Source organism: Streptomyces sp. NPDC058001 (genome assembly GCF_042886315.1).
Classification (GTDB): Bacteria; Actinomycetota; Actinomycetes; order Streptomycetales; family Streptomycetaceae; genus Streptomyces.
Genome location: NZ_JBHVQT010000008.1, coordinates 348,858 through 372,544 on the forward strand (window position 1 = coordinate 348,858; position 23,687 = coordinate 372,544).

The following is a 23,687-nucleotide window of genomic DNA, read 5'->3' on the forward strand; positions in this document are numbered from 1 at the left end:
GTGGAGGGACCGCGCGGTGTCGCGCCGCGGGTGACCCGTGCACCGGGGAAGCGAAGGGGAAACGGCATGCCGAAGGAGACCGCCGTGTACACGCACGGCCACCACGAGTCCGTGCTTCGCTCGCACACCTGGCGCACCGCCGCCAACTCGGCGGCCTATCTCATCGGCTCGCTCAAGCCCCATATGCGGATCCTCGACATCGGCTGCGGGCCCGGCACCATCACCGCCGACCTCGCCGAACTGGTCCCCGACGGACAGGTCACCGGCGTCGACCACGCACCCGGCATCCTGGACCGGGCTCGCGCGACGGCGGCCGAACGGGGCCTTAAGAACGTCGAGTTCGCCGTGGCCGACGTGCACGACCTGGACTACCCGGACGACAGCTTCTGCGTGGTCCACGCGCATCAGGTCCTCCAGCACGTGGGCGACCCGGTACGAGCGCTGCGCGAGATGCGGCGGGTGACGAGGCCGGGCGGGTTGGTCGCGGTACGGGACGCGGACTACGCGGCGATGACCTGGTATCCGGCGTCGCCCGGTCTGGACGACTGGCTCGACCTGTACGAGAAGGTGTCCCGGGCGAACGGGGGTGAGCCGGACGCGGGGCGCCGTCTCAAGGCGTGGGCACGGCGGGCCGGCTTCACGGACATCACGGCGACCGCGGGGACCTGGTGCTTCTCGACCGCCGACGAGCGCGCCTGGTGGAGCGGTCTGTGGGCGGACCGGACCCTCGCCTCGGCCTACGCCGACCGTGCGGTGCGTGGCGGCCACGCCGACGAGCGGCGGCTGCGGGCGGTGTCCGACGCGTGGCGGCGCTGGGGCGCGGAGGAGGACGGCTGGTTCTCCGTACTCCACGGGGAGATCCTCTGCAGGGTATGACGGGCCCGGTCCGCCCCAACTACGCTCGCCCGTATGGACATTCTGGGAACCACCCTGCGTATCTGCGTCGAGGACCTGGAGGTCTCGGTGCCGTTCTACGAGCGGCTCGCGGGCGGCACGGCGCTCCGCTTCGACCGCGGGGGTGTCTCGGTGGCGGCGGTCGGTTGCTTTCTGCTGATGAGCGGTCCCGAGGAGGAGTTGGAGGTCCTGCGCCGCGTCGCCGCGACGATCGCGGTACGGGATGTGGACGAGGCGCATGACGTCCTGAGTTCATCCGGAGCAAGAATCCTGGCAGGCCCCATCCCCACCCCAGCCGGCCGCAACCTGATCGCCATGCACCCGGACGGCTCGGTCTTCGAATACGTGGACCGACGACCGGGGGCCTGACCGGTTTGGGGTACCGAGGCTCGGCGGCCTTCCCGGTCGGGGGACCCATCGCCCCCACCGCTGGGCTCCGCCCGGCCCGCGAGAAACACCTCGCCCTGACGCCGTCGCGGATGCCGCCGGACTCCCGCCGTCTGGGTGCGCCGCCGCTGCGGGGGGAAGGGGGGCGGTTGCATGTCGGACGCGCCACAAGCCGCCCGGCCCCGGGAGTAGCCCAGCACGCCAACAACACCCCCGCACACCCACCCACCACCGCAGCACGCCACCACTACTACGCCGGGAAACGGAACCCGTCCGATCCCCCCGTCAAGCCGTCGTCGGTGGGTGCATGGTGAAGTTGTAGTGCGGGGGGAGGGGGTCTTCGGTCAGGTGGGACCAGGTTTCTGTGAGGGTTTTGGCGCCCTCGCGTAGGTCGGGGACTTCGAAGCCCGTGTCGAAGAGGGCGCGGGCGCTTTCGCGGTTGCCCTCGGTGAGGAGGAGTTGGGCCTCGATCAGGCGGAAGCGGCCCCGTTCGCGGGTGGCGGGGTGCAGCCGGTCCCAGACCGCGCGGGCGCGTGCGGTGGCGCCCACGGCGAGCAGCGCCGCGATGGCCTCGCGGCCGAGCGCCGCGGTCGCGGCCGTCCATACGGCACCGTCGTCCCGCCGCTCCTGGCACAGGTCGTCGAAGGCGTCCGCGTACCGCTCGGCGGCCCGCTCCCGGTTGCCGGTCTCGATGTCGGAGACGGCGAGGCACCGCAGCAACGGCCAGAGCGAAGGCGCCAGTTCGAGCGCGCGCTCCCAGCTACGGACGGCCTGCGCGCGGTCGCCCGCGTGCCACTGGGCCACGCCGAGGTGGTACTCGGCGAGCGGTTCGGCGGGTGCCGTCTCCAGCATGTCCCGCCAGTGCGGTGCGACCAGCGTCGGACCGGGCGGCCCGACCCGGCGCGGCACCGGAAACGATCCGGAGCGCAGCAGTTCGCGCCACGGTTCCTGGTCGGGCCCGAGTTGCTCCTCGTCGAAGGGCGTACCCGGCAGTTTGTACTCGGCGCGCAGCACTTCGAGGGCGCCCCATCCCGAGCCCCGGGCGAGCATCTCGCCGGGTTCGGTGTCGGCGTACGGGCGCCACGCGTCGTACGCCGCGTCGACCGCGTCGCGCGGCAGGACGTCCGCGAGCCGCGCCTCGGTCTCGGCGCACGCGGCGGCCCAGTCGGCGCCGTGCGTGGCGGCGGGCGCGCAGGACAGCGGCCCGTAAGCCTCCAGCCACGCGAACTCGCTCTCGGCGTCGAGGCGTACGTGTTCCAGCTGGGTGCGGGCGAGCCCGGCCTGGATCTCGGCGTACCCACCGGTGCCGGGTTCGGTCAGCCAGCTCTGCCAGCGGCGCCCGCCGGGGCCCGAGCCCCAGAGGAACAGCTTCCGGCCGCGCAGCAGATCGGTCGAGGTCTGCACGAGCCCGTGACCCGTATCGTCCAGGGCGGCGATCCAGCGCCGCTGTCCGTCCGGCACCTCGTAGAAGTAGTCGGCGGGATAAGCGCCGTTCAGCGGATACGAGCGGTCCGCGCCCTCGAACTCCGGTACGGGCACCCGCCGCAGAGTACGTTCGTAGCCGAAGTGCCATGCCTCGTCGGCGGGCGCCAGGACCCGGCGCTCCTCGGGTACGGCGATGTTGGACCACCAGTACACCGGCGCCGGCTTCTCGTGCGGATTGCGGACGCGGACACCGACGTACAGGAAGTCGGAGCCGTCGGGGAGCCACAGGTCGACCTGGAAGGGCAGGTCGCGCAGCCGTTCCCACTCCCACAAGCGCAGCATCTCGCCCCCGTCCGGCGCGGGCACCCGGGCCGCGTGCAGGGGCGCGCAGGACAGGGTGGTGTGCCCGGTCGCGCCGATGTTCCATTCGACACCGCCGGAGTACCAGGCACCGTTGAGCGCGAAGTCGGCTGGCTGGAACACCGGGTTGCGGTACAGGAGTTCACGCCCGGTGGGCTTGTGGAACAGCGAGTGGATCCGGCCGCCGAGCCCCGGCAGGACGGTGACGCGGAGCTTGGCGTTCTCCAGGACGAGGGTGTCCAGGGTGGTGTCGGCGCGCTCGCGTCCGTAGCCGTCGAGGATCCGCAAGGGCAGCACTCCGCGCAGCGGCTCGTAGCCGATCTGCCGGGCCATGTCGCGGGGCAGCCCGGCGCGGGCACGCTCGTCGATGTGGTGCGCCTCGTCGAGCGGGCGCAGCGGCGGCAGCGGGTTGGGCGGGCCCAACTCGGCTGCGGGCAGGGTCAGTACGTCACGTCGGATCGTCGTGGCGGTCGACGGCAAGGTGGCCTCCCCAGTCGTACGGGGCGCGCCGACGGTACGGAACGCCCCCGATGACCATGGAACAGGGTCATCGGGGTACTGGCCAGGGGCTCCCCCGGTCAGGATTCCGCAAAGGCCGCGACGACCAGGTCGGTGAGGAGGGCGCCCGCCGAGCCGTCGGGGTCCAGATCGGGGTCGTAGATGGTGATGTTGAGGCCCGCGCAGCGCGGGGACCGTACCAACGGGCGCAGCAGCGCGGTGAGTTCGCCGGGCAGCAGACCGCCGGGGTCGGGGGCGTCGACGGCGGGCATCACGGTCGGGTCGAGGACATCGGCGTCGAGGTGCACCCAGAAGCCGTCGAGTGCGTCGATCTCCAGGGTCTGGACGACGGACCGGGCCAGTGCGTCGGCGCCCCACTCACGGATCTCGCCGACCGTGGCATGGGTGATCTTCAGCGCGGCGAGTTCGGCACGGTCCTCGTCGTAGTCCCGCATGCCGAAGAGACGGACGTCCTCGTCCCGGAGGTAGGGCCGGCGCCCTTCGATGTCGGTGAGGTCGGCCTGCCCCCGGCCGGTCGAGAGGGCGAGTTCCTCGCCGCCCGCCGCGCCGATCGCGTCGGAGTTCCCCGGGTGCCGGAAGTCGGCCGAGCCGTCGATCGCGGCGAGCCCGTACCGGCCGACGCGGCGCAGGGCGAGGGCGGCGCCGAGCTGGATGGAGCAGTCACCGCCGAGGACGACGGGGAGGTCACCGGCGCGTACATGGGGCTCGATACGGTCGGCGAGCTTGACGGTGTACGCGGCGACGGCGGCGGCGTTGAAGACGCCGTCGCCCTCCTGCCAGTCACCCCGGTCGTAGCGCGGCGACACGACGACACCGCCCTCGTGCGCGCCGAGACGCCGCACGATCCGCTGTTCGCGCAGGGCTCCGGCGAGTTTGTAGCAGCCGGGGACGGTACCGGGCGCGGGCGGGCGAAGGCCCAGGTTGGAGGGGGCGTCGATGACCACGAGGCGTCGCATGGGCCCATCCTCACCGGTGGGCCCCGCACGGGGCAACGGGGTTCCTCACCCGCGCGGTGGCCCTGACGTGCCGGGCGCCGTCATCTCCGCGGTGATCGCCCATCGCTCGTGGTCGCGCCAGGCTCCGTCGATGAAGAGGAAGTCCGGCGAGTAGCCCTCCCTGCGGAAACCCACGCGGCGGGCGAGGGCGAGGGACGCGGTGTTGTCGGGCTGGGCGTTGATCTCCAGGCGGTGCAGCCCCAGGCGCCGGAAGGCGTGCCGGACGACGAGCGTGAGGCCCTCGGTCATCAGGCCGCGGCCCGCCGCGTGCGCGAAGGCGCCGTAGCCGAGTGCCGCGCTGAGGAAGGATCCCTCGACCACATTGTTGATGTTGATGAATCCGGCGATGGCGCCGTCGTCACGGGTGCAGACGAGGAAGCCGTGCCGGGTCGGGTCGTCGATGAGCCGGCCCGCGTAGGCCGCGAAGGAGGCGGCCGTGACCGGCGGGAACAGCCAGGGACGGTGCAGGTCCTGGCTCTCGCGCGCCCGCGCGACGAACTCGTCGCCGTCCTCCAGGCGGATCCGGCGGATACCGACGCGGGCGCTCTCGGCAATAGGGGGCTCGGGCGACGGCTCGGGCGGGGTCGCGGATGCGGGTGAGGCGTCGTCGGGCATCTGGCCACGGTAAGCCCGGCGCCGGTCGGGGTACGCCCGGCGCCATGGACCGGAGCCGGGCCTCGGCCGGCCCGTGCCGGGCATCCTCAGCGCCGCCGCCTGGCCAGGACGTATCCGCACAGCGTCCCGATCACACCGGTGGCCAGGAGGGCCAGCCACAGCGGTGTGACCACCAGCGGGACCAGGATGCGGATCTCGGTGCTCTGGGTGTTCTGGAAGATGAAGACGAGTCCGAGGACGGCCAGGGCGAGGACGATGATCCGTCCGGGCGTCATCGCCGAGTTCCTCCGCCTCTCACTCGTGCTGGTCTTGGGGCTCATGAGGGACCCTTCCGTCGGAGTGCGGCCGTGCGACCGACCCTCCCCTCACCAGCATGGACACCCGTACGGTTTCACGCACGGTGAAGGGTCCCCCAGGGTCGCGATGTGTCAGTCGCCGACCACCGGCAGCCGCAGCACACCGGTGTCCCCGGGCGCGCTGGTGACCGTCACCGGTTTGACGCCCTTGTTGCCGAAGTACGCGTCGTCACTGGCCGCGATCACGAACCGCAGCCGGTGCCCCTTCTCGTACCGGTGCACGATCCCCGGCAGCTCGACGGTGAACGCGCGGGTCACGTCCGGTACCCGCACGGGGGCCACCAGCCGGTGCACGAGTGTTTTGGTGCCGTCCGGCGCGATGTCGTAGAGCTTGGCGAAGAGGACCAGCTTGTCGGCCGCGTTGTTCGGGTCGAGCGAGTACGCCAGGTCGTTCCAGGTGATCATCGGTACGAGGGCGTCGACGCGGTGGTCGACGGCGGCCGTGGCGAGTTGGATCGCGCCACCGTAGGAGCCGCCGATCATGCCGACACGTGGGTCGCCGGCGCGGTCCAGGGTGACGAAGTCGGCGCGGGTGCCGTCGTCGGCGGCGCGACTGCCGGCGAGGAAGTCGACCAGGCGCGACGCGGCGGCCCCGTCCACGCCGGGGTCGTCCAGCGAGATCAGGCAGCCCGACGTGCCGAATCCGAGCCCCGAGTAGACGAGTCCGACATAGCCCCGGGCTGCGAACGCCTTGCCGATCGCGTCCGTCGAGCCGTCCGACTTGCTGCCGCCGAACCCGTTGGTGGCGACCACGGCGGGCGCGGGGTGCCGCCGGTCGACGCCGGCCGGCCGGTACAGATCGGCGTCGACCACACAGGTCCCAGCGAAGGTGCCCCAAGGCGTCCCAAGGTGTCCGGCCACCGCCAGGTCACCGTCCCGCTACCGCAACGCGGGCTCCGTCAGCGTCAACACCCCTGCCTCCGCGTCGAGTTCGGCCCGGACCCCGAACGGAATCGTCAGCGCCCCCTCGCAGTGCCCGAACCCGAACCGCTCCACGACCGGGACACCGAGCCCGCCGAGCCGGTCGGCGAGGAGTGCCCTTACGTCCTCGTAGGCGCCGCACTTCTCCCAGGAGCCGAGGAGGATCCCGGCGACCCCGTCGAGCCAGCCCGCGCGCAGGAGTTGGGTCAGGTACCGGTCGAGCCGGTAGGGCTCCTCCTCCACGTCCTCCAGGCAGAGCAGACCGCCGCGCGCCGATGGCCGGGCGTGCGGGGTGCCGAGGTCCGCGGCGAGCAGCGAGAGGCAGCCGCCGAGGGTGACGCCGGTGGCGCGGCCCGCCACCAAAGGCCGTCCGGCCGCCAGGGTCCGGACGGTCTCGGGCTCGAAGAAGGTGTGCCGGAGCGAGGTCTGCGCTCGGCCGCTCTTCAGGAAGTCGACGCCCGCGACCATCGCCCCGTGCAGCGTGGCGAGGCCCATCCGGGTGGCGAACGCCTCGTGCAGGGCGGTGATGTCGCTGAACCCGACGAACACCTTGGGCCCCGCGGCCCGCAGCGCGTCCCAGTCGAGCAGGTCGACCATGCGCTGGGCGCCGTACCCGCCGCGTGCGCACAGGACGGCGTCCACCGTGGGGTCGCACCAGGCCCGCTGGAGGTCGGCGGCCCGGTCGGCGTCGCGGCCCGCGAGGTAGCCGAACTCCGGGTGTACGTCGAGGACATGGGCACCGACGACCGGTTCGAGGTCCCAGCCGCGCAGCAGGTCGAGTCCGGCCTGGAGCCGGTCGTCGGGGACGGGTCCGCTGGGCGCGACGACGGCGACGCGGGAGCCGGGCCGCAGCCGGGCGGGCCGTTCCAGGGCGGCCAACTCTGGTACGGGCAAGTCCGGTACGGGCGGTTCCGGTGCGTTCACTGCTCCAGCTCCAGGGTCGGGACATCGGGTCGGTCGAAGCCGAACACCTGGGCGTACAGGGAGAGTTCGGCCTCCAGGGCGCGGATCACCGTGTCGGCGCGGCGGAATCCGTGTCCCTCACCCTCGAAGGTGAGGTAGGCGTGCGGGATGCCGCGTCCGGCGATGCGGGCGAGGAAGCGTTCGCACTGGGCGGGCGGGCAGATCACGTCGTCGGTCCCCTGGAGCAGCAGGAACGGCGCGGTGACCCGGTCCGCGTGCGTCGCGGGCGACCGCTCCACGTACCGCTGCGGGACCTCGGCGAGCGGTCCGACCAGGGACTCCAGGTACTGGGACTCGAAGTCGTGGGTCTCGCCGCTGCCCCAGCCCGTCAGGTCCAGGACCGGGTAGCTGATCGCGGCGCACGCGAACACATCGGTGCTCGTGAGCGCCGCCGCCGACGTCCAGCCGCCCGCGCTGCCGCCACGGATCGCGAGGCGGGACCGGTCGGCGGCGCCCTCATCGGCGAGCGCGAGGGCGACGGCCGCGCAGTCCTCGACGTCGACCACGCCCCACTGTTCCTTCAGCCGGTCGCGGTAGGCGCGGCCATGGCCCGTCGAGCCGCCGTAGTTGACCTCGGCGACACCGATGCCACGTGTGGTGAAGTACGCGATCTCCAGGTCGAGTACGAGCGGAGTACGGCTGGTGGGTCCGCCGTGCACCCACACGACAAAGGGCGGCGGCGTGCCGGCGGGAGCGGTCTCGCCGGGGTGGTGCGGCGGGTACACATGGGCGTGGATGTCACGGCCCCCGGGTCCGGTGAAGGTGCGGATCTCCGGGCGCGGATAGAGGGTCGGGTCGACGGCGTCGTGGTGGGCGGCGCCGATCACGCGGGCGCGGCCGGTGCGGGTGTCGAGTTCGACCACCTCGGCCGAGCGGTACGGCCCGGCGGCGATTCCGACCACACGGCTGCCGTGCGCGCCGACCGCTGACGCCCATTCCGTCCAGGGTCCCGGGGTGTCCACGATCTCGCCGGTGGCGGGGTCGAGGATGCCGAGGACGGCGGCGCCACGGCCGTGCAGGACGGCGACCGTGCCGTTGTCGAGCGGTGCGAACCAGTTCTGGCCGATCTTCCACAGCGGGCCGCCGAACTCCTCCTCGCGCGGGCACAGCGCGCTGGCGCCGCCATCGGGGTCGGCGCGGTACAGGTTCCACCAGCCGGTGCGGTCGCTCGCGAACAGCAGCCGTCCGTCCGGCGCCCATTCGGCCTGCGCGACGGACTCGGTGGGGCCGCCCGCGACCACGACCGGCCGGCCGAAGGTGCCGTCGGCGGTGACGTCGGCGCACAGGACCTCCGTACCGTCCCACGGCATCCGGGGGTGGTCCCAGGCGAGCCAGGCCGCGCGGGTGCCGTCCGGGGACAGGCGGGGTCCGGTGACGAAGCGGTGCCGCTCGGGCGTCAGTTCGCGTACCGCCTTGCGGTCGTCGGCCGCCGAGCCGTCCAGCGGTACGGCGGCGACCACCCGGCGCACGTCGGTGGGTCCCGCGCCGGTGAACTCCTCCAGGACGCACCACACTTCGCCCCGGTCGAGGTGCACATCGGGGTCGACCCAGCGCAGCCCGCCACCGACGGTCGACAGCGGGGTCAGCGGGTACGGTTCGGCGCCGGGTGCGTCCGGCTCGTACGCGTACAGGCGCTGGTCGGTGAAGTGGACGAAGACCAGCAGCGGGCCCTCGGGGCGGCGGGCGCCGGCCCAGGGGCGCCCGCCGTACTCGATGACGCGGCTGCGGACGTTCCACGGCGGCGGAAGTACCGACTCCTCGGTGCCGTCGGGGCGCCGTCGCACCAGGGCGCGGCGGCCTGACTCGGTGGGCCGGGGCGCGGTCCACCATGCCTCGTCGCCGACGAAGCCGACGTACTCGGGGTGCCCGTCGTGGGCGGCGGCCAGGGCGGCGCCGATCGGTGAGGGCCAGGTTCCGTGGGGCAGGGGCATCGTCGGTGTCTCCTCCATGCCGTTCTGGGCCGTGCTCCGGGCCGTGCTCTATGCGGTGCTCTATGCCGTGCGCAGGAAGCGGTCGAGGACGCGGACCCCGAAGTGCAGGGCCTCGACCGGGACCCGTTCGTCCACGCCGTGGAACATCGCGGCGTAGTCGTAGCCGTAGGGGAGCTTGAGGGGGGTGAAGCCGTAGCCGGTGATGCCGAGGCGGGAGAACTGCTTGGCGTCGGTGCCGCCCGACATGGTGAACGGCACCACCCGGCCCTCGGGCGCGAACTCCTCGACTGCGGCGCGCATCCGGGCGAACGTCACCGAGTCGACCGGTGCTTCGAGGGCGACCTCGCGGTGGTGGAACTCCCAGTCCACGTCGGGTCCGGTGAGCCGGTCGAGCGTGTCGCGGAACTCGTCCTCGCCGCCGGGCAGACAGCGCCCGTCCACCATCGCGGTCGCCTCGCCGGGAATCACGTTGACCTTGTAGCCGGCGCCGAGCATGGTCGGGTTGGAGCTGTTGCGTACGGTCGGTTCGACGAGGGCTGCGGCCGGGCCCAGCCGTTTGAGCAGGTCGTCCACGTCGAAGTCGGGGTCGTCCGGGTCGGTCTCGATGTCGTAGACGTCGGCGAGCGCGGCGAGCGAGGCCCTGACCGTCGGGGTGAGACGGACCGGCCACTGGTGGGCGCCGATACGCGCGACGGCGGAGGCGAGACGGGTGACGGCGTTCTCGTGGTTCACCTTGGAGCCGTGCCCCGCGCGGCCGTGCGCGGTGAGTTTCAGCCAGGCGGTGCCGCGCTCACCGGCGGCGATCGGGTAGATCTCGGTGCCGCGTCCGTCGTGGAAGGTGAAGGCACCGGACTCGCTGACGCCCTCGGTGCAGCCCTCGAAGAACGGTGCGTGGCGGTCGGCGAGGAACCCGGAGCCGTCCTCGGCGCTGGCCTCCTCGTCGGCGGTGAACGCGATCACCACATCGCGCCGGGGCCGGATCCCGGCGCGCACCCAGTGACGTACGGTCGCCAGGATCATGGCGTCCATGTTCTTCATGTCGACGGCGCCCCGGCCCCAGACCACGCCGTCGCGGATCTCCCCGGAGAAGGGGTGCACGGCCCAGTCGTCGGCCTGTGCGGGCACCACGTCGAGATGGCCGTGGAGCAGCAGCGCGCCGGCCGACGGGTCGGTGCCCTCGAAGCGGGCGACGACGTTGGTGCGGCCGGGGCTGCGTTCGAGAAGGGTGGGCTCCAGGCCCGCGTCCGCGAGGAGTTCGGCGGCGTACTCGGCGGCCGGCCGCTCCTCGCAGTCGCCGCCGCCCCGGTTGGTGGTGTCGATCCGGATGAGGTCGGAGGTGAACCGGACGACCTCGTCGAGCGCCTGCTGATCGACCCCGTTCTGCCCCGTGGTGCTGCTCTGCTCAGCCATACTGCTCCTCCACCGCGGCCGAGACGATCGTCGTGACCGCCTTGAAGGTGCGGATGCCCTCGTACATGGTGTCGCTGGTGTACGCGACCCTGCGCTCGCCGCCACGGGCCACTCCGGGGACGACGGTCGCGGCCATCGCGAGGTGTTCCGCGTCGAACTCCAACTCCACGGTGAACGGCCCCGCCCGGACGGGACTGTGCCGTACCGCGAGCGACGCCGCCTCCTTGGCCGCCGCGCGGATGTCCGACGCGGTACGCGCCGGTGTACGGCACACGGCCGCGTACCGGGACACATGGTCCTTGACCGCGACCTTCAGCGCGCCGGGCGCGTAGCCGAGTGCGTCCTCGCAGGTCAGGTCGTCGCCGGTGACGAGCACGACCGGGACGCCGTACTCGGCGACCACGCGCGCGTTGAGCAGTCCCTCGCTGGCGCGTTCGCCGTTGACCCAGACACCGGTGATGGAGTTCGCGAGATACGTGTGGGCGAGGACGCCCTCCATGCCGGCGCCGGTGTGGTAGCCGATGAAGGCGATGCCGTCGACGTCGCCGTGCTGCACACCCTCGACCATCGACAGCGACTTGTGCCGTCCGGTCAGCATCGAGGCCCGCTCGTCGAGGCGTTCCAGGAGCAGGTTCCGCATGGTCCAGTGGGCCTCGTTGATGAGGACCTCGTCGGCGCCGCCGTCGAAGAAGCCGAGCACGGCGGCGTTCACGTCGGAGGTGAACATCGCACGGCACCGCTCCCACTGCGGGGTGCCCGGCAGTACGTCGGCGGGCCAGGTCACGCCCGTGGCGCCCTCCATGTCGGCGCTGAGAAGGATCTTCATGCCGCGCCACGTTACGCGCCGGCGGGGGGCCGGACCAGAACCCTCCGAAAGGTTCAGTGGTTCAGACCTGCGGCACAAGTGACGGGTGTGAGGAGAACGAAAAAGAAGTAAGCTACTCACAAAAAGTGTGCGACACCTTTGGGAGAGTTATGTTCGTCGCTTATGTGGTGGTCGGTGTTCTGCTGGCGCTGGTGCTGGTCGCGTCGGGTCGGGGGAAGCTCGTCAAGGACGAGAAGATCGTGACGGGCATGAGGTCGATCGGTGTGCCCGACAGTTGGCTGCCGCGCCTTGCCGCGCTCGAATTCGCGGGCGCTCTGGGGCTGTTGATCGGCATCTTCTTCCGGCCGCTGGGCATCGCGGCGGCCATCGGTGTCGTGCTCTATTTCATCGGCGCCGTCGTGACCCACATCCGCGGCAAGGACGTCAAGGGCGTCCCCACTCCCACGGTCCTCCTCCTGGTGGGCGCGGCTGCCTTGGTCCTGGGCATCGCCTCGGCCTGACGACCCACGCCGGTACGGGGACGCCCAGGACGCCTCAGAAGGAGTCCCCGTACCAGTGCGCGGAAAATGGCCGGATCCCCCAAGAGATGCGGTACCGGAGATCCGCTCAGCTCCCCGGTACGGGTCGCCCCACCACCAGCCACCGTGAGGGGATTTCGACGGCGGACCCGTCGGGATGGTGTTCCGTCGTGATCAACGGCAGCGCACCCTCCGCGAGGATGTCGAGTCCGGCACCTCGCACATAGTCGGTGACGGCGTCGTCGGCGACCTCGCCGGGGGCGATCCCGTGCCGGAACACCGACGCGAGCTTGACCGGCGGCCCCCCGGGCTGCTGCGCCAGCCCGCGCATCACCGGTCCCGCCGCCTCGGACAGCTCGACGAGGAACGCGCGCCCCCGCTCCCCGAGCAGGGTCGCCACACCCTCCACGAGCGGCTGCCGGTCGTCCGGCTCGCACTGATGGAGCACGCCCCGCATATAGACGTTGGCGTCGCCCACCTCGGCGTGGAGCTGCTGTGTCTCGGCCTTCTCGGCCGCGTCCAGCTCACGGAACTCCGCACTGCCGGAAGGGTCGGCCCGCCGCGCGTGTTCCAGGGCAGCGGCGGACAGGTCGACGCCGACGACCCGGGAGAACCGTCCGGCGAGATACCGCGTCTGTGTGCCGTTCCCGCAACCGAGGTCCACCAACGGCAGCCCCGGCGCCACGAGTCGGGGTTCGAAGAGGCCGAGATGGACACCCGCGGTCACCTCGGCTCCCGCGTCCCAGAACACCCCGCCCTGCTCCCCCGGAGCCTCGCTCCAGAACCCTTCCCAGGTCGCCCGGTACCGACTCGTCACGCTCATGCCCAGCTCCCCAGGTACGACAGGTGCGATCTTCCGCCGCCCGAGCGGGCGACCTGATCGGTCTACCGCTCCCGGGGTCCGCCGACAAGCGGGCCGCCGCATACGTTCACCGCGCAACTACCGTCTGGGCAGGGCGAGTTCGAACCACACGGTCTTACCGGTGCCGGCCCTGCTGGTGCCCCACTCCTTGGCGAGCCCGGTCACGACGCGCAGCCCCCGCCCGAACTCGTCACCGGGCCCTGCGCTCATCAGTGTGGGCAGGGTGTGGTCGTCGTCCACGACCTCGCAGGTGAGGGTGGTGCCGCTGCGGACCAGGCGGAGTTCGATGTGCCGCCCGCGTGCGTGCTGTACGGCGTTGGTGACGAGTTCGTCGGCCATCAGCCGGGCGGGGTCGATCAGCGTTCCGAGTCCCCACGCGGTGAGTTGTTCGGCGACGAACTCCCGTGCGGCCCGCACCTCGACGGGGTCGGCGGCGAACCTTCGGAGGGCCACGTCGTCGGCAGCGATGCCATTGAGCCGGGCCATCAGCAGGGCGACGTCGTCCTTGCGTCCGCCGCGCCGTCCGAGCGCGCGGATGATGGTGTCGCAGGCGTCGTCCATGGACGCCGCCGGATGCGCGGCGGACTCACAGAGCGTGGCGAGGCCGACGCCGATGTCCTGCCCCCGCATCTCGACCAGCCCGTCGGTGCACATGACCAGCCGGTCACCGGGCCCGACCGGCACCCGTACCGTCTCGAAGGGCACACCGCCGACACCGATGGGCGCCCCGGTGGGCAGGTCGAGGAGTTCGCTGCGGCCGTCGTCGGCGCGGACCAGGACGGGCGGGATGTGCCCGGCGTTGGCGATCTCCAGTTCGCCGCCGATCGGGTCGTACACCGCGTACAGACAGGTCGCGAGGTAGTGCTCGCCGAGGCGCTGGGCGAGGTCGTCGAGATTGCGGAGCAGTTGTACGGGCGGCAGGTCGAGCGCCGCCATGGTCTGTACGGCGGTCCGCAACTGCCCCATCATCGCCGCCGAGTTGAGTCCGTGCCCCATGACGTCGCCGACGACGAGTGCGGAGCGGGACCCGGGGAGTTTCACCGAGTCGAACCAGTCTCCGCCGACCCGTCCGAGCAGGGTGCCCGGCAGATAGCGGGTGGCGATGTCGCAGCCGGCCATCCGGGGTTCGATGTGCGGGAGCATGCTGTCCTGGAGGGTCTCGGCGACGCTCTCCTGGTAGGTGTACATGCGCGCGTTGTCGAGGACGAGGCCCGCGCGGGCGGCGAGTTCGGCGCCGGTGACGCGGTCCATGTCGTTGAAGACGGGCCGTTCCCGGTGGCGTAACAGGATCATGAAGCCGAGGACCACATTGCGCGCCTTGAGGGGCACCACCAGCATCGAACGGTGGTTGATGAGCGGTCTGATGTCGCGTTTCTCGAACTGCGAGGCGATGGCGTTGCCCATCTCCTCGGTGATGCGCGGCACGAGGACGGGCTCCCCGGTGGTCATGCACTGGAAGAACGGGGTGTGCACGGGGAACGGCATGGATTCCCCGACCGGTACGACATCGTCCCAGCGGCCCGGTTCGTCGGTGTGCTCGATGGCGACCCGGTGCCACATGGTGGTCGCGTCGGGCGGCCCGTCCGGGAACCCCTCACCGGCGACGACCTGTTCCCGCAGATAGGTACCGGCGACGTCCGTGAACCGGGGCACCACCGCGCGGCTCACCTCGACGATGGTCCGGGACAGGTCGAGGGACGAACCGATGCGCCCGCTCACCTCGTTGAGGAATTCGAGGCGCTCCCGAACGGCGGCGTACTCCAGGTCCTCGCCGTCGTCGCCGTCGGACGCGGTCTCCCTCGGCGGCGGGCTCCCGGCCGCCGCGGCGCGTGCGGCGCGCTCCTTGCGCGCCTTGCGCTCCGCGCGCCGGGCGATGCCCCAGTCGGGGGTCACGGGCACCCGGTCGTGCTGGCTGAACTCCAGGACGGGATAGCCGAGTTCGAGGACCTGCGCGACGATACGGGCGCTCTCGCCGACACTCATACTCGGCAGGATCTCGGGCAGCCCCCGGGCGAGTTCGTCAGCACCGGGGAAGTCGGTGTGCAGCGCGAAGGCGGGCGCTATCCGCTCCACGGCGTCGGCATCGGCGTCGTCGTCCGCCGGGTCCGGCACTCCCGCGTCGGCGCGCAGCCGGGTGGCGTCCGCGGCCAGCACCAGCAGCCGCTCGGGACCGGGTCCGACGAGGGGATAGGCCCACCACAGGACGTCGATCCGCGGTCCGTGCGCCGCGTCGGATAGGTGCTCCGCGAGCCGGGCGCGGCCCGCGGCGGGGTACGAGGTGCGGCCGTGGAGCGAGGTCTCCAGATCGGGGCCCAGTCCGTCGTACGCGGCGAACGCGTCGTAGGAACCGGCGTCCCCGTCGTCGGGGAGCGCGCCGGACACGGGCAGGAGGTCGGCGGCGGGCCGTCCGACGGCGTCGTCCTTGGTGGCGCCGAACAGACGGCGTGCGCCGGTGCTCCAGTGGGAGACGAGCCCTTCGCCGTCGATGACGATCACGGCCAGCGGCACCCGGCCGACGGCGGTGTGCGCCGGCGGCTCCCCCTCGGCCCCGTGGCCGACGGGTGGCGCCGATCCCGTGCCACGTGCCATGGCCAAGGCTCCTTCCCGGGGCGGCATCACAAGATCTGCCGCCGCCACCACGGTACGTCCGCCGAGGGTAGCGGTGTGCGACATCCGGCGAATTCGCGCCGTTGAGCGACCCCGCGCGGGGTCCGGGAAAGCGCCGGTCTTCGCGCCAGTACTCCCGTCAGTACTCGCGACTCGCGTCTGTCCTCGCGTCAGTCCTCGTGGCCGAGTTGGAGGTCCCGTTCCGTACGGCCGCCGCCCGCGACCTGGAGCACGGTGGCCACCGGCGGATAGCCCGCGGCGATCACCGTGTACTCGCCGGACGACAGGTCGATGAACCGGAACGTCCCGTCGGGGCCCGTTGTCAGGGTGTCCACGACATTGCCGGCGGCGTCGAGAAGCGTGACCCGCGCGTCCTCGACCGGCCGTCCGCCGCCGGCCCTGACGGTGCCGCGCAGTACGGCGCCGCCCGCGAGTTCGACGTCCTGGCGGGTCTCCCGCGACGCCTGGACGCTCACCGGGAGCGCGGCGGGGCGGAACGCTGGCGCGCTCCCGGCGAGGGTGTACTCACCGGCCACCAACTCCGTGATGACATAGCCGCCTTCACGTCCGCTGCGGGTACTGGCGACGACCTCGCCGTGCACATTGGTGAGCGTCACGGTGGCGTCGCGTACGGGCGAGCCGTCGGCGGTGACGACGGTGCCCGCGAGACGCCCGGCGCCGCCAAGTACGACGTCGAGTTCGACGGGCCGTTCCCCGACGGTGACGGAGACGGCCTGCGGCTGGTGTCCGCCGGCCGCCGCGATCAGGACGTACGATCCGGCGCCCGGTGTGGACAGCGCGTACCGCCCGTCACCGCCGCTGGCGCCGCGCCCGATCTGCCGTCCGGAGATGTCGATGAGGGTGAGCGCGGCGCGCGGTACGGCGGTGCCGTCGGAGTGCTGCACCGAACCGCAGACGGGCACCCCGGCGGCGTACGAGGTGCGGGCGGCCGGAATCGACGAACCGGCCTCGGCTTCGGGGGCGTTCTGGGACGCGGCACTGGACAACAGGGGGGTCTCCTTGAGGAAGAAGGCGATCAGCAGGCCGAGGACGAGCACCGGCACGAGGTAGAGGAAGATCCGGGGCATGGCGTCGGCGTAGGCCCGGATGTAGCCGTCGCGCAGCGCGGCGGGCAGGGCGCGGACGACCTGCGGGGTGATGGACTCGGGGTCGGGCAGGTCGGCCCCGGCGGGCAGCCGGTCGGCGAGCGCGTCGGCGAGCCGGTTGGCGAAGAGGGTGCCGAAGATCGCGGCGCCGACGCTGCCGCCGATCTGCCGGAAGTAGTTGTGCGCGCTGGTGGCGGTGCCGAGGTCGGCGGGGCGTACGGCGTTCTGCACGGCGAGCACGAGGACGGGCATGACCAGGCCGATTCCGGCGCCGAGTACGGCCATCCAGATGCTGTAGTGCAGCCGGGGCGTGTCGGTTTCGAGCCGGGACAGCAGCCACATCCCGGCGACGGAGACCACGCCGCCGACGATCGGGTACGCCCGGTAGCGTCCGGTGCGGCTGATGAGCTGGCCCGAGATCACGGAGGCGCCGACGATGCCGCCCATCATCGGGAGCATCAGCAGCCCGGACTCGGTGGCGCTGGCGCCGTCGACCATCTGGAGGAAGGTCGGCAGATAGCTGGCGGCGCCGAAGAGGGCGACGCCGATGACCATGCCGACGAGTCCGGTGATGTTGAAGACCGGGTCGCGGAACAGCCTGAGCGGGATGAGCGGTTCGGAGGCGAAGCGTTCGGCGACGAGGAACAGCACGGAGGCGAGGACGGCACCGGCGGCCAGGCCGAGGATGACGCGGGAGCCCCAGGCGTACTCGGTGCCGCCCCAACTGGTCAGCAGCACCAGGCAGGTGGACGCGGCGGCGAGCAACAGGGCGCCCAGGACGTCGAGTCGACCGCGCGTCGCGGGTTTGGGGAGTTTGAGGACAGCCATGACGACGACGAACGTGACCAGCCCGAAGGGCACGTTGATGTAGAAGCACCAGCGCCAGGTCGCGTGGTCGGTGAAGAAGCCGCCGAGGAGGGGTCCGGCGACCGAGGCGAGCCCGAAGGCGGCGCCGATGAGGCCCATGTAGCGGCCTCGTTCGCGGGGCGGCACGATGTCCGCGATGATCGCCTGCACGCCGATCATGAGGCCGCCGGCGCCGATGCCCTGGATCGCGCGGAAGGCGATCAGCTCGTCCATGGTGCGGGACCAGCCGCAGAGCGCCGAGCCGACGACGAACACGGCGATGGCGAACAGGAAGACGCTCTTGCGCCCGACCAGGTCACCGAGCTTGCCGTAGATCGGCAGGCCGACGGTGGAGGTGAGCAGGTACGAGGTGATCGCCCAGGACATCTTGTCCAGGCCGTGGAGTTCACCGACGATCTTGGGCAGTGCCGTGGCGACGATCATCTGGTCGAGCGCGGCGAGCAACAGGGCGAGCAACAGGCCGATGAAGACCATGCGGACCCGGCGGGGGCTGAGCCCGAGCGTCGGGTCGGCCGCCGTGGTCGGCGGCCGACCCGGTGGGGTGCCGGAGGGTGGGCCGGACGGGGTGTCACCCGGCTGCCCGAGGGGTACCCGGACCTGTGTCCCGGCCGGCCCCATGCCCGGCCCGGCGTCCTTCACCAGCGTCGTCCCGCCCACCTGCTGCTCCCCTCGTCGCGCCTGCGCCGCACATTTCTCGCATTACGCGACAACTGCGAGCAAGCGCGACGAGTCGCCCCTGAGCGGGGCCCGGCGGATGAACCCGCCGGTGGGAGCCCTACGGCGTACAACGGAGCGGTTCGGAGAACCACTCGAACCGGTGAGGATGATCGTGACCCTCCGGGGTCACTTCTCCGTACCGGTCAGGTCCTTGCGGGTCACTTCTCCGTCTCGGCGGCGAGCCGGGCGAGCACGTCGTCGTAGATACGGGCGAGGCCCTTGGGCGCGAAGGTCCTCTCGAAGAAGCCGCCGATGCCCCCGGCCCCGTTCCAGACGGAGTTGACCACGACGCGGGCCTTGCCCTCACCGGCCGGGGTGACCCGCCAGGTGGTGACCATCGAGGAGTTGCGGTCGGTCTCGACGAGTTCGCCGTCGGTGGGCTCGGTCACCTCAAGGAGACAGTCACGGACCCGCTTACTGGTGGCCTGGAGCTTCCAGTGGACGAGGGTGCCCTCGCCGTCGCCACCCTCGCGCACCTCGTACTCGCTGAAGTGCTCGCTGAGGACTTTCGCGCGCGCGCCGCTGTAGTCGGCCAGAGCGTCGAACACATCCTCGGGCCGCGCCGCGATGATCCGTTCCGTGGTGGCCTCGACCTGCGCCATTGCACTTCCTCCAGGGCTTGATCCGTCGGGGTCCCGTCATGGGCTGCTCCAGCCAACCACCCCGGTGTACAGCCTCCCAAATCGGGGTCCGGCCATGGGGTCGCACGATCAAGGGAACATGTGTTCTATTCTGTGGTCAGTGCTACCAGGGAGGCGCCATGCGCTGGGAGAACCTCACGGACCGGCCCGCGGGACACCGGGACCGGGACCCCGCGCTGTTCGGCGCGGACGCGGTGACCACCCGTACGTTCGACAGCCCAGAGTTCCGCGGGATCACCTTCCACGAGGTGCGGGCCCGCTCGATCCTGAACCGGGTGCCGGGCGCCTCCCGTATGCCCTTCGAGTGGACCGTCAATCCGTACCGGGGCTGCACGCACGCGTGCGTGTACTGCTTCGCCCGCAAGACGCACGGCTATCTGGACCTGGACACCGGGGTCGGCTTCGACACCCAGATCGTGGTCAAGGTGAACGCGCCCGACCTGCTGCGCCGCCAGCTCGGCTCACGCCGCTGGCAGGGCGAGCACATAGCGATGGGGACGAACGTCGACTGTTATCAGCGGGCCGAAGGACGTTACCGGTTGATGCCGGGCATCATCACGGCGCTGCGCGACCACGCGAACCCGTTCTCGATCCTCACCAAGGGCACACTGATCCTGCGCGATCTCGATCTGCTCCGGCAGGCAGCCGCGGTCACCGACGTCGGGATCTCGGTCTCCGTCGGCTTCACGGATCCCGCGCTGTGGCGCACGGTCGAACCGGGCACCCCCTCGCCCGAGCGGCGCCTGGACGTCGTACGGACGCTGGGCGAACACGGCATCGGCTGCGGGGTCCTGATGGCGCCCGTGATCCCCTTCCTCGGCGACCATCCCGACCAGTTGCGCGCCACGGTCCGGTCGATCGCGGCGGCCGGGGCGACCTCCGTGACACCGCTGGTGCTGCATCTGCGGCCCGGCGCCCGCGAGTGGTTCATGACCTGGCTCGGGCAGCACCACCCGTATCTCGTGGGGCGGTACGAGCGGCTGTACGCGGAGGGTGCCTACGCGCCCCGCTGGTATCAGCGCCGGATCACCCGTCAGGTGCACGAGCTGGCCGAGGAGTTCGGGATCGGGCCCTCGCGCGCGGGAGCGGCCCGGCGGATCACCCTGCCGGAGCGGGAGCCGGAGCCCACGCCCGGCCCCGGGCCCACGCAGCTGAGCCTCCTCTGACCCACGCCACGGGCTCGGTCGACTCACCCGGACTGGTCCGATCGGGTCGACACCCGCGCCAGACACGTCCTTCCGCGCGGGCTTTCCGGGACGATGCGGCGGGGGTCGTGGGCCCACGGCCCCGAACCCTCCGCCCTGGGAGGCCCTATGAAGAAACGCGCAGCCGCACTGTGCGGCGCCGCCGCCGCGGTGGCCGGGATGATCACGGCGCTTCCGCAGACCGCGAGCGCCCATGCCGCACCCGCACGTTCCGCACCGTCCCCGTCACCGGCATCGGCGGCATCGGCTTCGGCACCGGCGTGGAAGAAGTGCGGCACCACGAAATATCCGACCCTCCAGTGCGCCTCGATCAAGGTGCCCCTGGACCACGCGCGTCCGCGCGGGCGGCAGATCTCCCTCGCGCTCTCCCGTGTCCCGCACACCGCGAAGACGTATCAGGGCCCGCTCCTGGTCAACCCGGGCGGCCCCGGCGGCAGCGGGCTCAGCATGGCCGGATACGTGGCGGGGGCGCTGCCGAAGTCCGTCGCGTCCCAGTACGACGTGATCGGCTTCGACCCGCGCGGCGTCGGCAGGAGCACGCCCGCGATCGACTGCCGGCCCGGCCAGTTCGACCCCGTACGCCCGCCGAGCGTGCCCACCACCCAGGCGATCGAGCAGGCCAACCTGGACCGCGCGGAGGCGTTCGCGCGGGCCTGCGGCAAGAAGTACGCGGACCTGCTCCCGCACCTCGGCACGGTGAGCGCCGTCCGTGACATGGACGCGATCCGCGCGGCACTCGGCGCCCGCACGATCAACTACTTCGGCTACTCGTACGGCACCTATCTCGGGGCCGTGTACGGGAAGCTGTACCCGGACCGGGTGCGGCGCATGGTCCTGGACTCGATCGTGGACCCGACCGGGGTCTGGTACGACGACAACCTCCAGCAGAACTACGCCTTCAATGCCCGTCACCAGGCGTTCCTGGCGTGGGTGGCCCGGCACGACGCGACGTACAAGCTCGGCACGGACCCGGCGAAGGTCGAGGCCAAGTGGTACGCCATGCGGGACGCGGTAACCCGGAAGCCGGCCCGCGGCAAGGTCGGCGGCGGTGAGCTGGAGGACACCTTCCTGCCCGGCGGGTACTACAACGGCTACTGGCCCTCTCTGGCCCAGGCGTTCGCCGCGTACGCGAAGGACCCCGGCGGCAAAGGCGCGGACGCCCTGGTCGACGCCTACGAGAACTTCGGTGCCGTCGACCGCGCCGGCGACAACGGCTACAGCGTCTACATGGCCGTGCAGTGCCGTGACGCGTGGTGGCCGCGCGACTGGAACAAGTGGCGGCACGACAACCGGAAGGTCAGCGAGAAGGCGCCGTTCTCCACCTGGAACAACGCCTGGTACAACGCGCCCTGTGCCTTCTGGCCGACGGAGCGGCTGGTTCCACCGAGCGTGACCAACCGCAAGCTGCCGCCGGTGCTGCTGTTCCAGGCGACCGACGACGGGGCCACGCCGTACGAGGGCGGGGTCACCCTGCACGGCAAGCTGTACGGGTCGAGCCTGGTCGTTGAGCAGGGCGGCGGGAACCACGGCATCACACTGAGCGGCAACAAGTGTCTGGACCGCCATCTGACGGCGTATCTGGCCACCGGCAAGGTGCCGCGCGGCGACGGCGGCGAGGTCGACGCGGTCTGCGAGAAGCAGCCGGACCCGAAGCCCCTCAAGGCGAAGACCGACGCCACGTCCCGTGGCGCGGCCCTGCACGGCCTGCTGGGCTTCCGGGGCTGACGGGTTCAGGGGAGGTGGGCGGGCCCGAAGCCGCGTGGGCGAGGATGACCCCATGAGCACCGGACCCACCCACCTCACCCACATCCCGGCCCCCGAGGGCGTCTTCCCGGCAACGGCGTACACGCACGTCGTCGTCGGCACGGGCCGTTTCATCGCGATCTCCGGCCAACTCGCCCTGGACGAGAACGGCGCACTCGTCGGCGCGGACGACCCCGGAGCCCAGGCCCGCCAGGTCTTCGCCAACCTGGGCCGCTGCCTCGCCGCGGCGGGCACGGACTTCGACTCCGTGGTGAAGCTGACGTACTTCGTCACCGACATGGCCCACATGCCGGCCATCCGCGAGGCCCGAGACACCCACCTGGACCCAACCCGCCTCCCAGCCTCCTCAGCAGTCCAGGTCACCGCCCTCGTAAACCCGTCCTACCTCCTGGAAATCGAGGCATACGCGATCGTCCCCACCGAGGAGGCCCCGGCGTGACCGACCTTCGGGTGCGCGCCATGCGGGATGCCGACTGCGAGGCGGTCGCGGCGATCCGGATCGGTGGGTGGCGCACCGCCTATGCCGAGCTGCTGCCTCGGACCTACTTGGACGCACTCGACGTGACCGAGGACGCGGCCCGGCGGCGCACCCACCTCGCCCAAGGCAACGGCCGGGTGGCCAACCTGGTCGCCGAACGCGACGGCGAGGTGGTCGGCTGGTGCGCCCACGGTCCCGGCCGCGACGACGACACACACGCGCAGGACGCCGAGGTGTACGCGCTCTACGTCCGCCCCGACACCTTCTCGACGGGCGTCGGACGGACCCTCCTGACACGGGCCGTGCGCGACCGCACCGCCGACGGGCACCGGCGGCTCCTCCTGTGGGTCCTCAAGGAGAACCACCGGGCCCGCCGCTTCTACGAGGCCGCCGGGTTCACACCCGACGGGTCCGAAGAGCCCTTCGACGTCGAGGGAACCGCCGTGCCCGAGGTGCGGTACACGCTCCCGCTCGGGTCCTTGTGAGGCGCTAGTCCCGGCGGCCACCGGGAATGCGGGTCAGGGCTCGGGTGGCTGTGTCTGCCAGGGCGGGGTGGGCGCGGGCCTCTCGTAGGACCGGGAGGGCGCGGGTGTCGCCCAGGTCGCCGAGGCCCTGTACGCAGGCGAGGGCGACCGCGCGGTACGGGTCCTGCGGGGCCAGGCGGCGTTCCAGGGTGGTGATCAGGGCCGGGACGGACTCCGGGGCGCGCAGCGCGACGAGGAGCCGTACCGGGTGCAGGGCGTACGCGACGCGGAGTTCGTTCGTGGCGAGCGCGGCGGCGGCGCGGGCCGTGCGCGGGTCACCCAGCCGGGCGAGCGCGACGGCCGCCGAGGCGCACCGCTGCGGCTCGCGGTGGTTGAGCAGCAGTACGAGTGCCTCGAAGGCGCGCGGGTCCCCCGCGCCGCCGAGCCGGAAGGCGGCGAGTTCCCGCGCCCACAGGGGCTGCGCGGGTGCCGTCAGCACGGCGGCCAGTTCCTCCTGGTCGTGGGTCGCGACCAACCGCTCGTACGCGTCCGAGGCCCCGGACTCCTTCCGTAAGCGCTCCGTGAGTGATCGCAACTCTTTGTCCATGACTGAGACCCTAGAGCCTGTCGTGGCCGCGATGTATGTCACACACAGCCACAGCGAATCACGCATCTGGAGGGGTGGCGCGCTCGTTACCCGCCGGTTAACCTCAGACGAGCGGGACACACTCCCCCGCGTTTCAGCTCCTGGCGGCCTGGTGACGCAGCCGCCACGAGCGCTGGTCGGTTCGGTTCAGTACGGCGGGGCCCCGGGACAGGGCCCGTCGATTCCCCCTCATGGGCGTGCGCCTTGTAC

At 71.8% G+C, this 23,687-nt stretch carries 20 protein-coding genes and 1 pseudogene; 7 read left to right on the forward strand and 14 right to left on the reverse strand.

The genetic code is table 11. The features are described 5' to 3' along the window. The first annotated feature begins 66 nt into the window (after nt 1-66). Nucleotides 67-876 (forward strand): class I SAM-dependent methyltransferase, encoded by an 810-nt coding sequence (locus ACFVT5_RS21900; protein ID WP_389890292.1) that lies wholly within the window; start codon nt 67-69, stop codon nt 874-876. A 33-nt stretch (nt 877-909) separates the two neighbouring features. Further along, nucleotides 910-1,263: a VOC family protein gene (locus tag ACFVT5_RS21905; protein WP_389890295.1), complete on the forward strand. Its 354-nt coding sequence runs from the start codon at nt 910-912 to the stop codon at nt 1,261-1,263. Between the two features lie 303 nt (nt 1,264-1,566). Here ACFVT5_RS21905 and ACFVT5_RS21910 read toward each other — a convergent pair whose 3' ends face one another. The 9 genes and pseudogenes from ACFVT5_RS21910 to ACFVT5_RS21950 all read right to left on the reverse strand — a co-directional run bounded on the left by ACFVT5_RS21910 (nt 1,567) and on the right by ACFVT5_RS21950 (nt 11,602). Continuing rightward, nucleotides 1,567-3,546 carry a DUF5107 domain-containing protein gene (locus tag ACFVT5_RS21910; RefSeq protein WP_389890298.1) on the reverse strand — a complete coding sequence of 660 codons (1,980 nt, stop codon included), beginning with the start codon at nt 3,544-3,546 and terminating at the stop codon, nt 1,567-1,569. A 98-nt stretch (nt 3,547-3,644) separates the two neighbouring features. Continuing rightward, nucleotides 3,645-4,541 carry an arginase family protein gene (locus tag ACFVT5_RS21915; RefSeq protein ID WP_389890301.1) on the reverse strand — a complete coding sequence of 299 codons (897 nt, stop codon included), beginning with the start codon at nt 4,539-4,541 and terminating at the stop codon, nt 3,645-3,647. 45 nt (nt 4,542-4,586) lie between these two features. Then, nucleotides 4,587-5,195 carry a GNAT family N-acetyltransferase gene (locus tag ACFVT5_RS21920; RefSeq protein ID WP_389890304.1) on the reverse strand — a complete coding sequence of 203 codons (609 nt, stop codon included), beginning with the start codon at nt 5,193-5,195 and terminating at the stop codon, nt 4,587-4,589. An 86-nt stretch (nt 5,196-5,281) separates the two neighbouring features. Continuing rightward, the gene (locus ACFVT5_RS21925) at nt 5,282-5,470 is read right to left on the reverse strand and encodes a hypothetical protein (protein WP_389890307.1); all 189 of its coding nucleotides are present in this window, start codon (nt 5,468-5,470) and stop codon (nt 5,282-5,284) included. Nucleotides 5,471-5,623: 153 nt separating this feature from the next. Next, nucleotides 5,624-6,370 (reverse strand): annotated as a pseudogene (locus ACFVT5_RS21930) (CocE/NonD family hydrolase); the annotation flags it as partial. Nucleotides 6,371-6,430: 60 nt separating this feature from the next. After that, nucleotides 6,431-7,351, reverse strand: coding sequence for an LD-carboxypeptidase (locus ACFVT5_RS21935; RefSeq protein WP_389890737.1), 921 nt, complete (start codon nt 7,349-7,351; stop codon nt 6,431-6,433). A gap of 41 nt (nt 7,352-7,392) precedes the next feature. Continuing rightward, on the reverse strand, nt 7,393-9,366 hold the full coding sequence (locus tag ACFVT5_RS21940; protein ID WP_389890310.1) for an LpqB family beta-propeller domain-containing protein: 1,974 nt from the start codon (nt 9,364-9,366) through the stop codon (nt 7,393-7,395). 60 nt (nt 9,367-9,426) lie between these two features. Next, nucleotides 9,427-10,776, reverse strand: a complete 1,350-nt coding sequence (locus ACFVT5_RS21945; RefSeq protein ID WP_389890313.1) for a M20/M25/M40 family metallo-hydrolase — start codon at nt 10,774-10,776, stop codon at nt 9,427-9,429. Continuing rightward, complete coding sequence (locus ACFVT5_RS21950; RefSeq protein ID WP_389890316.1) at nt 10,769-11,602, reverse strand: M55 family metallopeptidase; 834 nt, start codon at nt 11,600-11,602, stop codon at nt 10,769-10,771. Before ACFVT5_RS21950 ends, ACFVT5_RS21945 begins: the two co-directional genes overlap by 8 nt. 149 nt (nt 11,603-11,751) lie before the next feature. On the opposite strand from ACFVT5_RS21950, the gene ACFVT5_RS21955 reads away from it, so the two are divergent. After that, a complete protein-coding gene (locus ACFVT5_RS21955; RefSeq protein ID WP_389890319.1) occupies nt 11,752-12,102 on the forward strand; it encodes a DoxX family protein in 351 nt (116 codons plus the stop codon). A gap of 106 nt (nt 12,103-12,208) precedes the next feature. Here the strand turns inward: ACFVT5_RS21955 and ACFVT5_RS21960 are convergent, their stop codons facing one another. The 4 genes from ACFVT5_RS21960 to ACFVT5_RS21975 all read right to left on the reverse strand — a co-directional run bounded on the left by ACFVT5_RS21960 (nt 12,209) and on the right by ACFVT5_RS21975 (nt 18,881). Continuing rightward, nucleotides 12,209-12,943, reverse strand: a complete 735-nt coding sequence (locus tag ACFVT5_RS21960) for a class I SAM-dependent methyltransferase (RefSeq protein ID WP_389890322.1) — start codon at nt 12,941-12,943, stop codon at nt 12,209-12,211. 117 nt (nt 12,944-13,060) lie between these two features. Then, nucleotides 13,061-15,571, reverse strand: a complete 2,511-nt coding sequence (locus ACFVT5_RS21965) for a SpoIIE family protein phosphatase (protein WP_389890325.1) — start codon at nt 15,569-15,571, stop codon at nt 13,061-13,063. A gap of 188 nt (nt 15,572-15,759) precedes the next feature. After that, nucleotides 15,760-18,219, reverse strand: coding sequence for an MFS transporter (locus ACFVT5_RS21970; protein ID WP_389890328.1), 2,460 nt, complete (start codon nt 18,217-18,219; stop codon nt 15,760-15,762). A 218-nt stretch (nt 18,220-18,437) separates the two neighbouring features. Further along, complete coding sequence (locus ACFVT5_RS21975; protein WP_389890330.1) at nt 18,438-18,881, reverse strand: SRPBCC family protein; 444 nt, start codon at nt 18,879-18,881, stop codon at nt 18,438-18,440. Nucleotides 18,882-19,039: 158 nt separating this feature from the next. On the opposite strand from ACFVT5_RS21975, the gene ACFVT5_RS21980 reads away from it, so the two are divergent. From ACFVT5_RS21980 to ACFVT5_RS21995, 4 genes are all read left to right on the forward strand, one after another. Further along, the gene (locus ACFVT5_RS21980; RefSeq protein ID WP_389890333.1) at nt 19,040-20,086 is read left to right on the forward strand and encodes an Rv2578c family radical SAM protein; all 1,047 of its coding nucleotides are present in this window, start codon (nt 19,040-19,042) and stop codon (nt 20,084-20,086) included. 147 nt (nt 20,087-20,233) lie between these two features. Beyond that, entirely contained in the window at nt 20,234-21,850 is a 1,617-nt protein-coding gene (locus ACFVT5_RS21985) for an alpha/beta hydrolase (protein ID WP_389890336.1), read from the forward strand. Nucleotides 21,851-21,902: 52 nt separating this feature from the next. Beyond that, nucleotides 21,903-22,328 carry a RidA family protein gene (locus tag ACFVT5_RS21990; protein ID WP_389890339.1) on the forward strand — a complete coding sequence of 142 codons (426 nt, stop codon included), beginning with the start codon at nt 21,903-21,905 and terminating at the stop codon, nt 22,326-22,328. After that, nucleotides 22,325-22,852, forward strand: a complete 528-nt coding sequence (locus tag ACFVT5_RS21995) for a GNAT family N-acetyltransferase (protein WP_389890341.1) — start codon at nt 22,325-22,327, stop codon at nt 22,850-22,852. Before ACFVT5_RS21990 ends, ACFVT5_RS21995 begins: the two co-directional genes overlap by 4 nt. A 4-nt stretch (nt 22,853-22,856) precedes the next feature. Here the strand turns inward: ACFVT5_RS21995 and ACFVT5_RS22000 are convergent, their stop codons facing one another. Continuing rightward, nucleotides 22,857-23,438 carry an adenylosuccinate lyase gene (locus ACFVT5_RS22000; RefSeq protein ID WP_389890344.1) on the reverse strand — a complete coding sequence of 194 codons (582 nt, stop codon included), beginning with the start codon at nt 23,436-23,438 and terminating at the stop codon, nt 22,857-22,859. Nucleotides 23,439-23,687 lie beyond the last annotated feature (249 nt).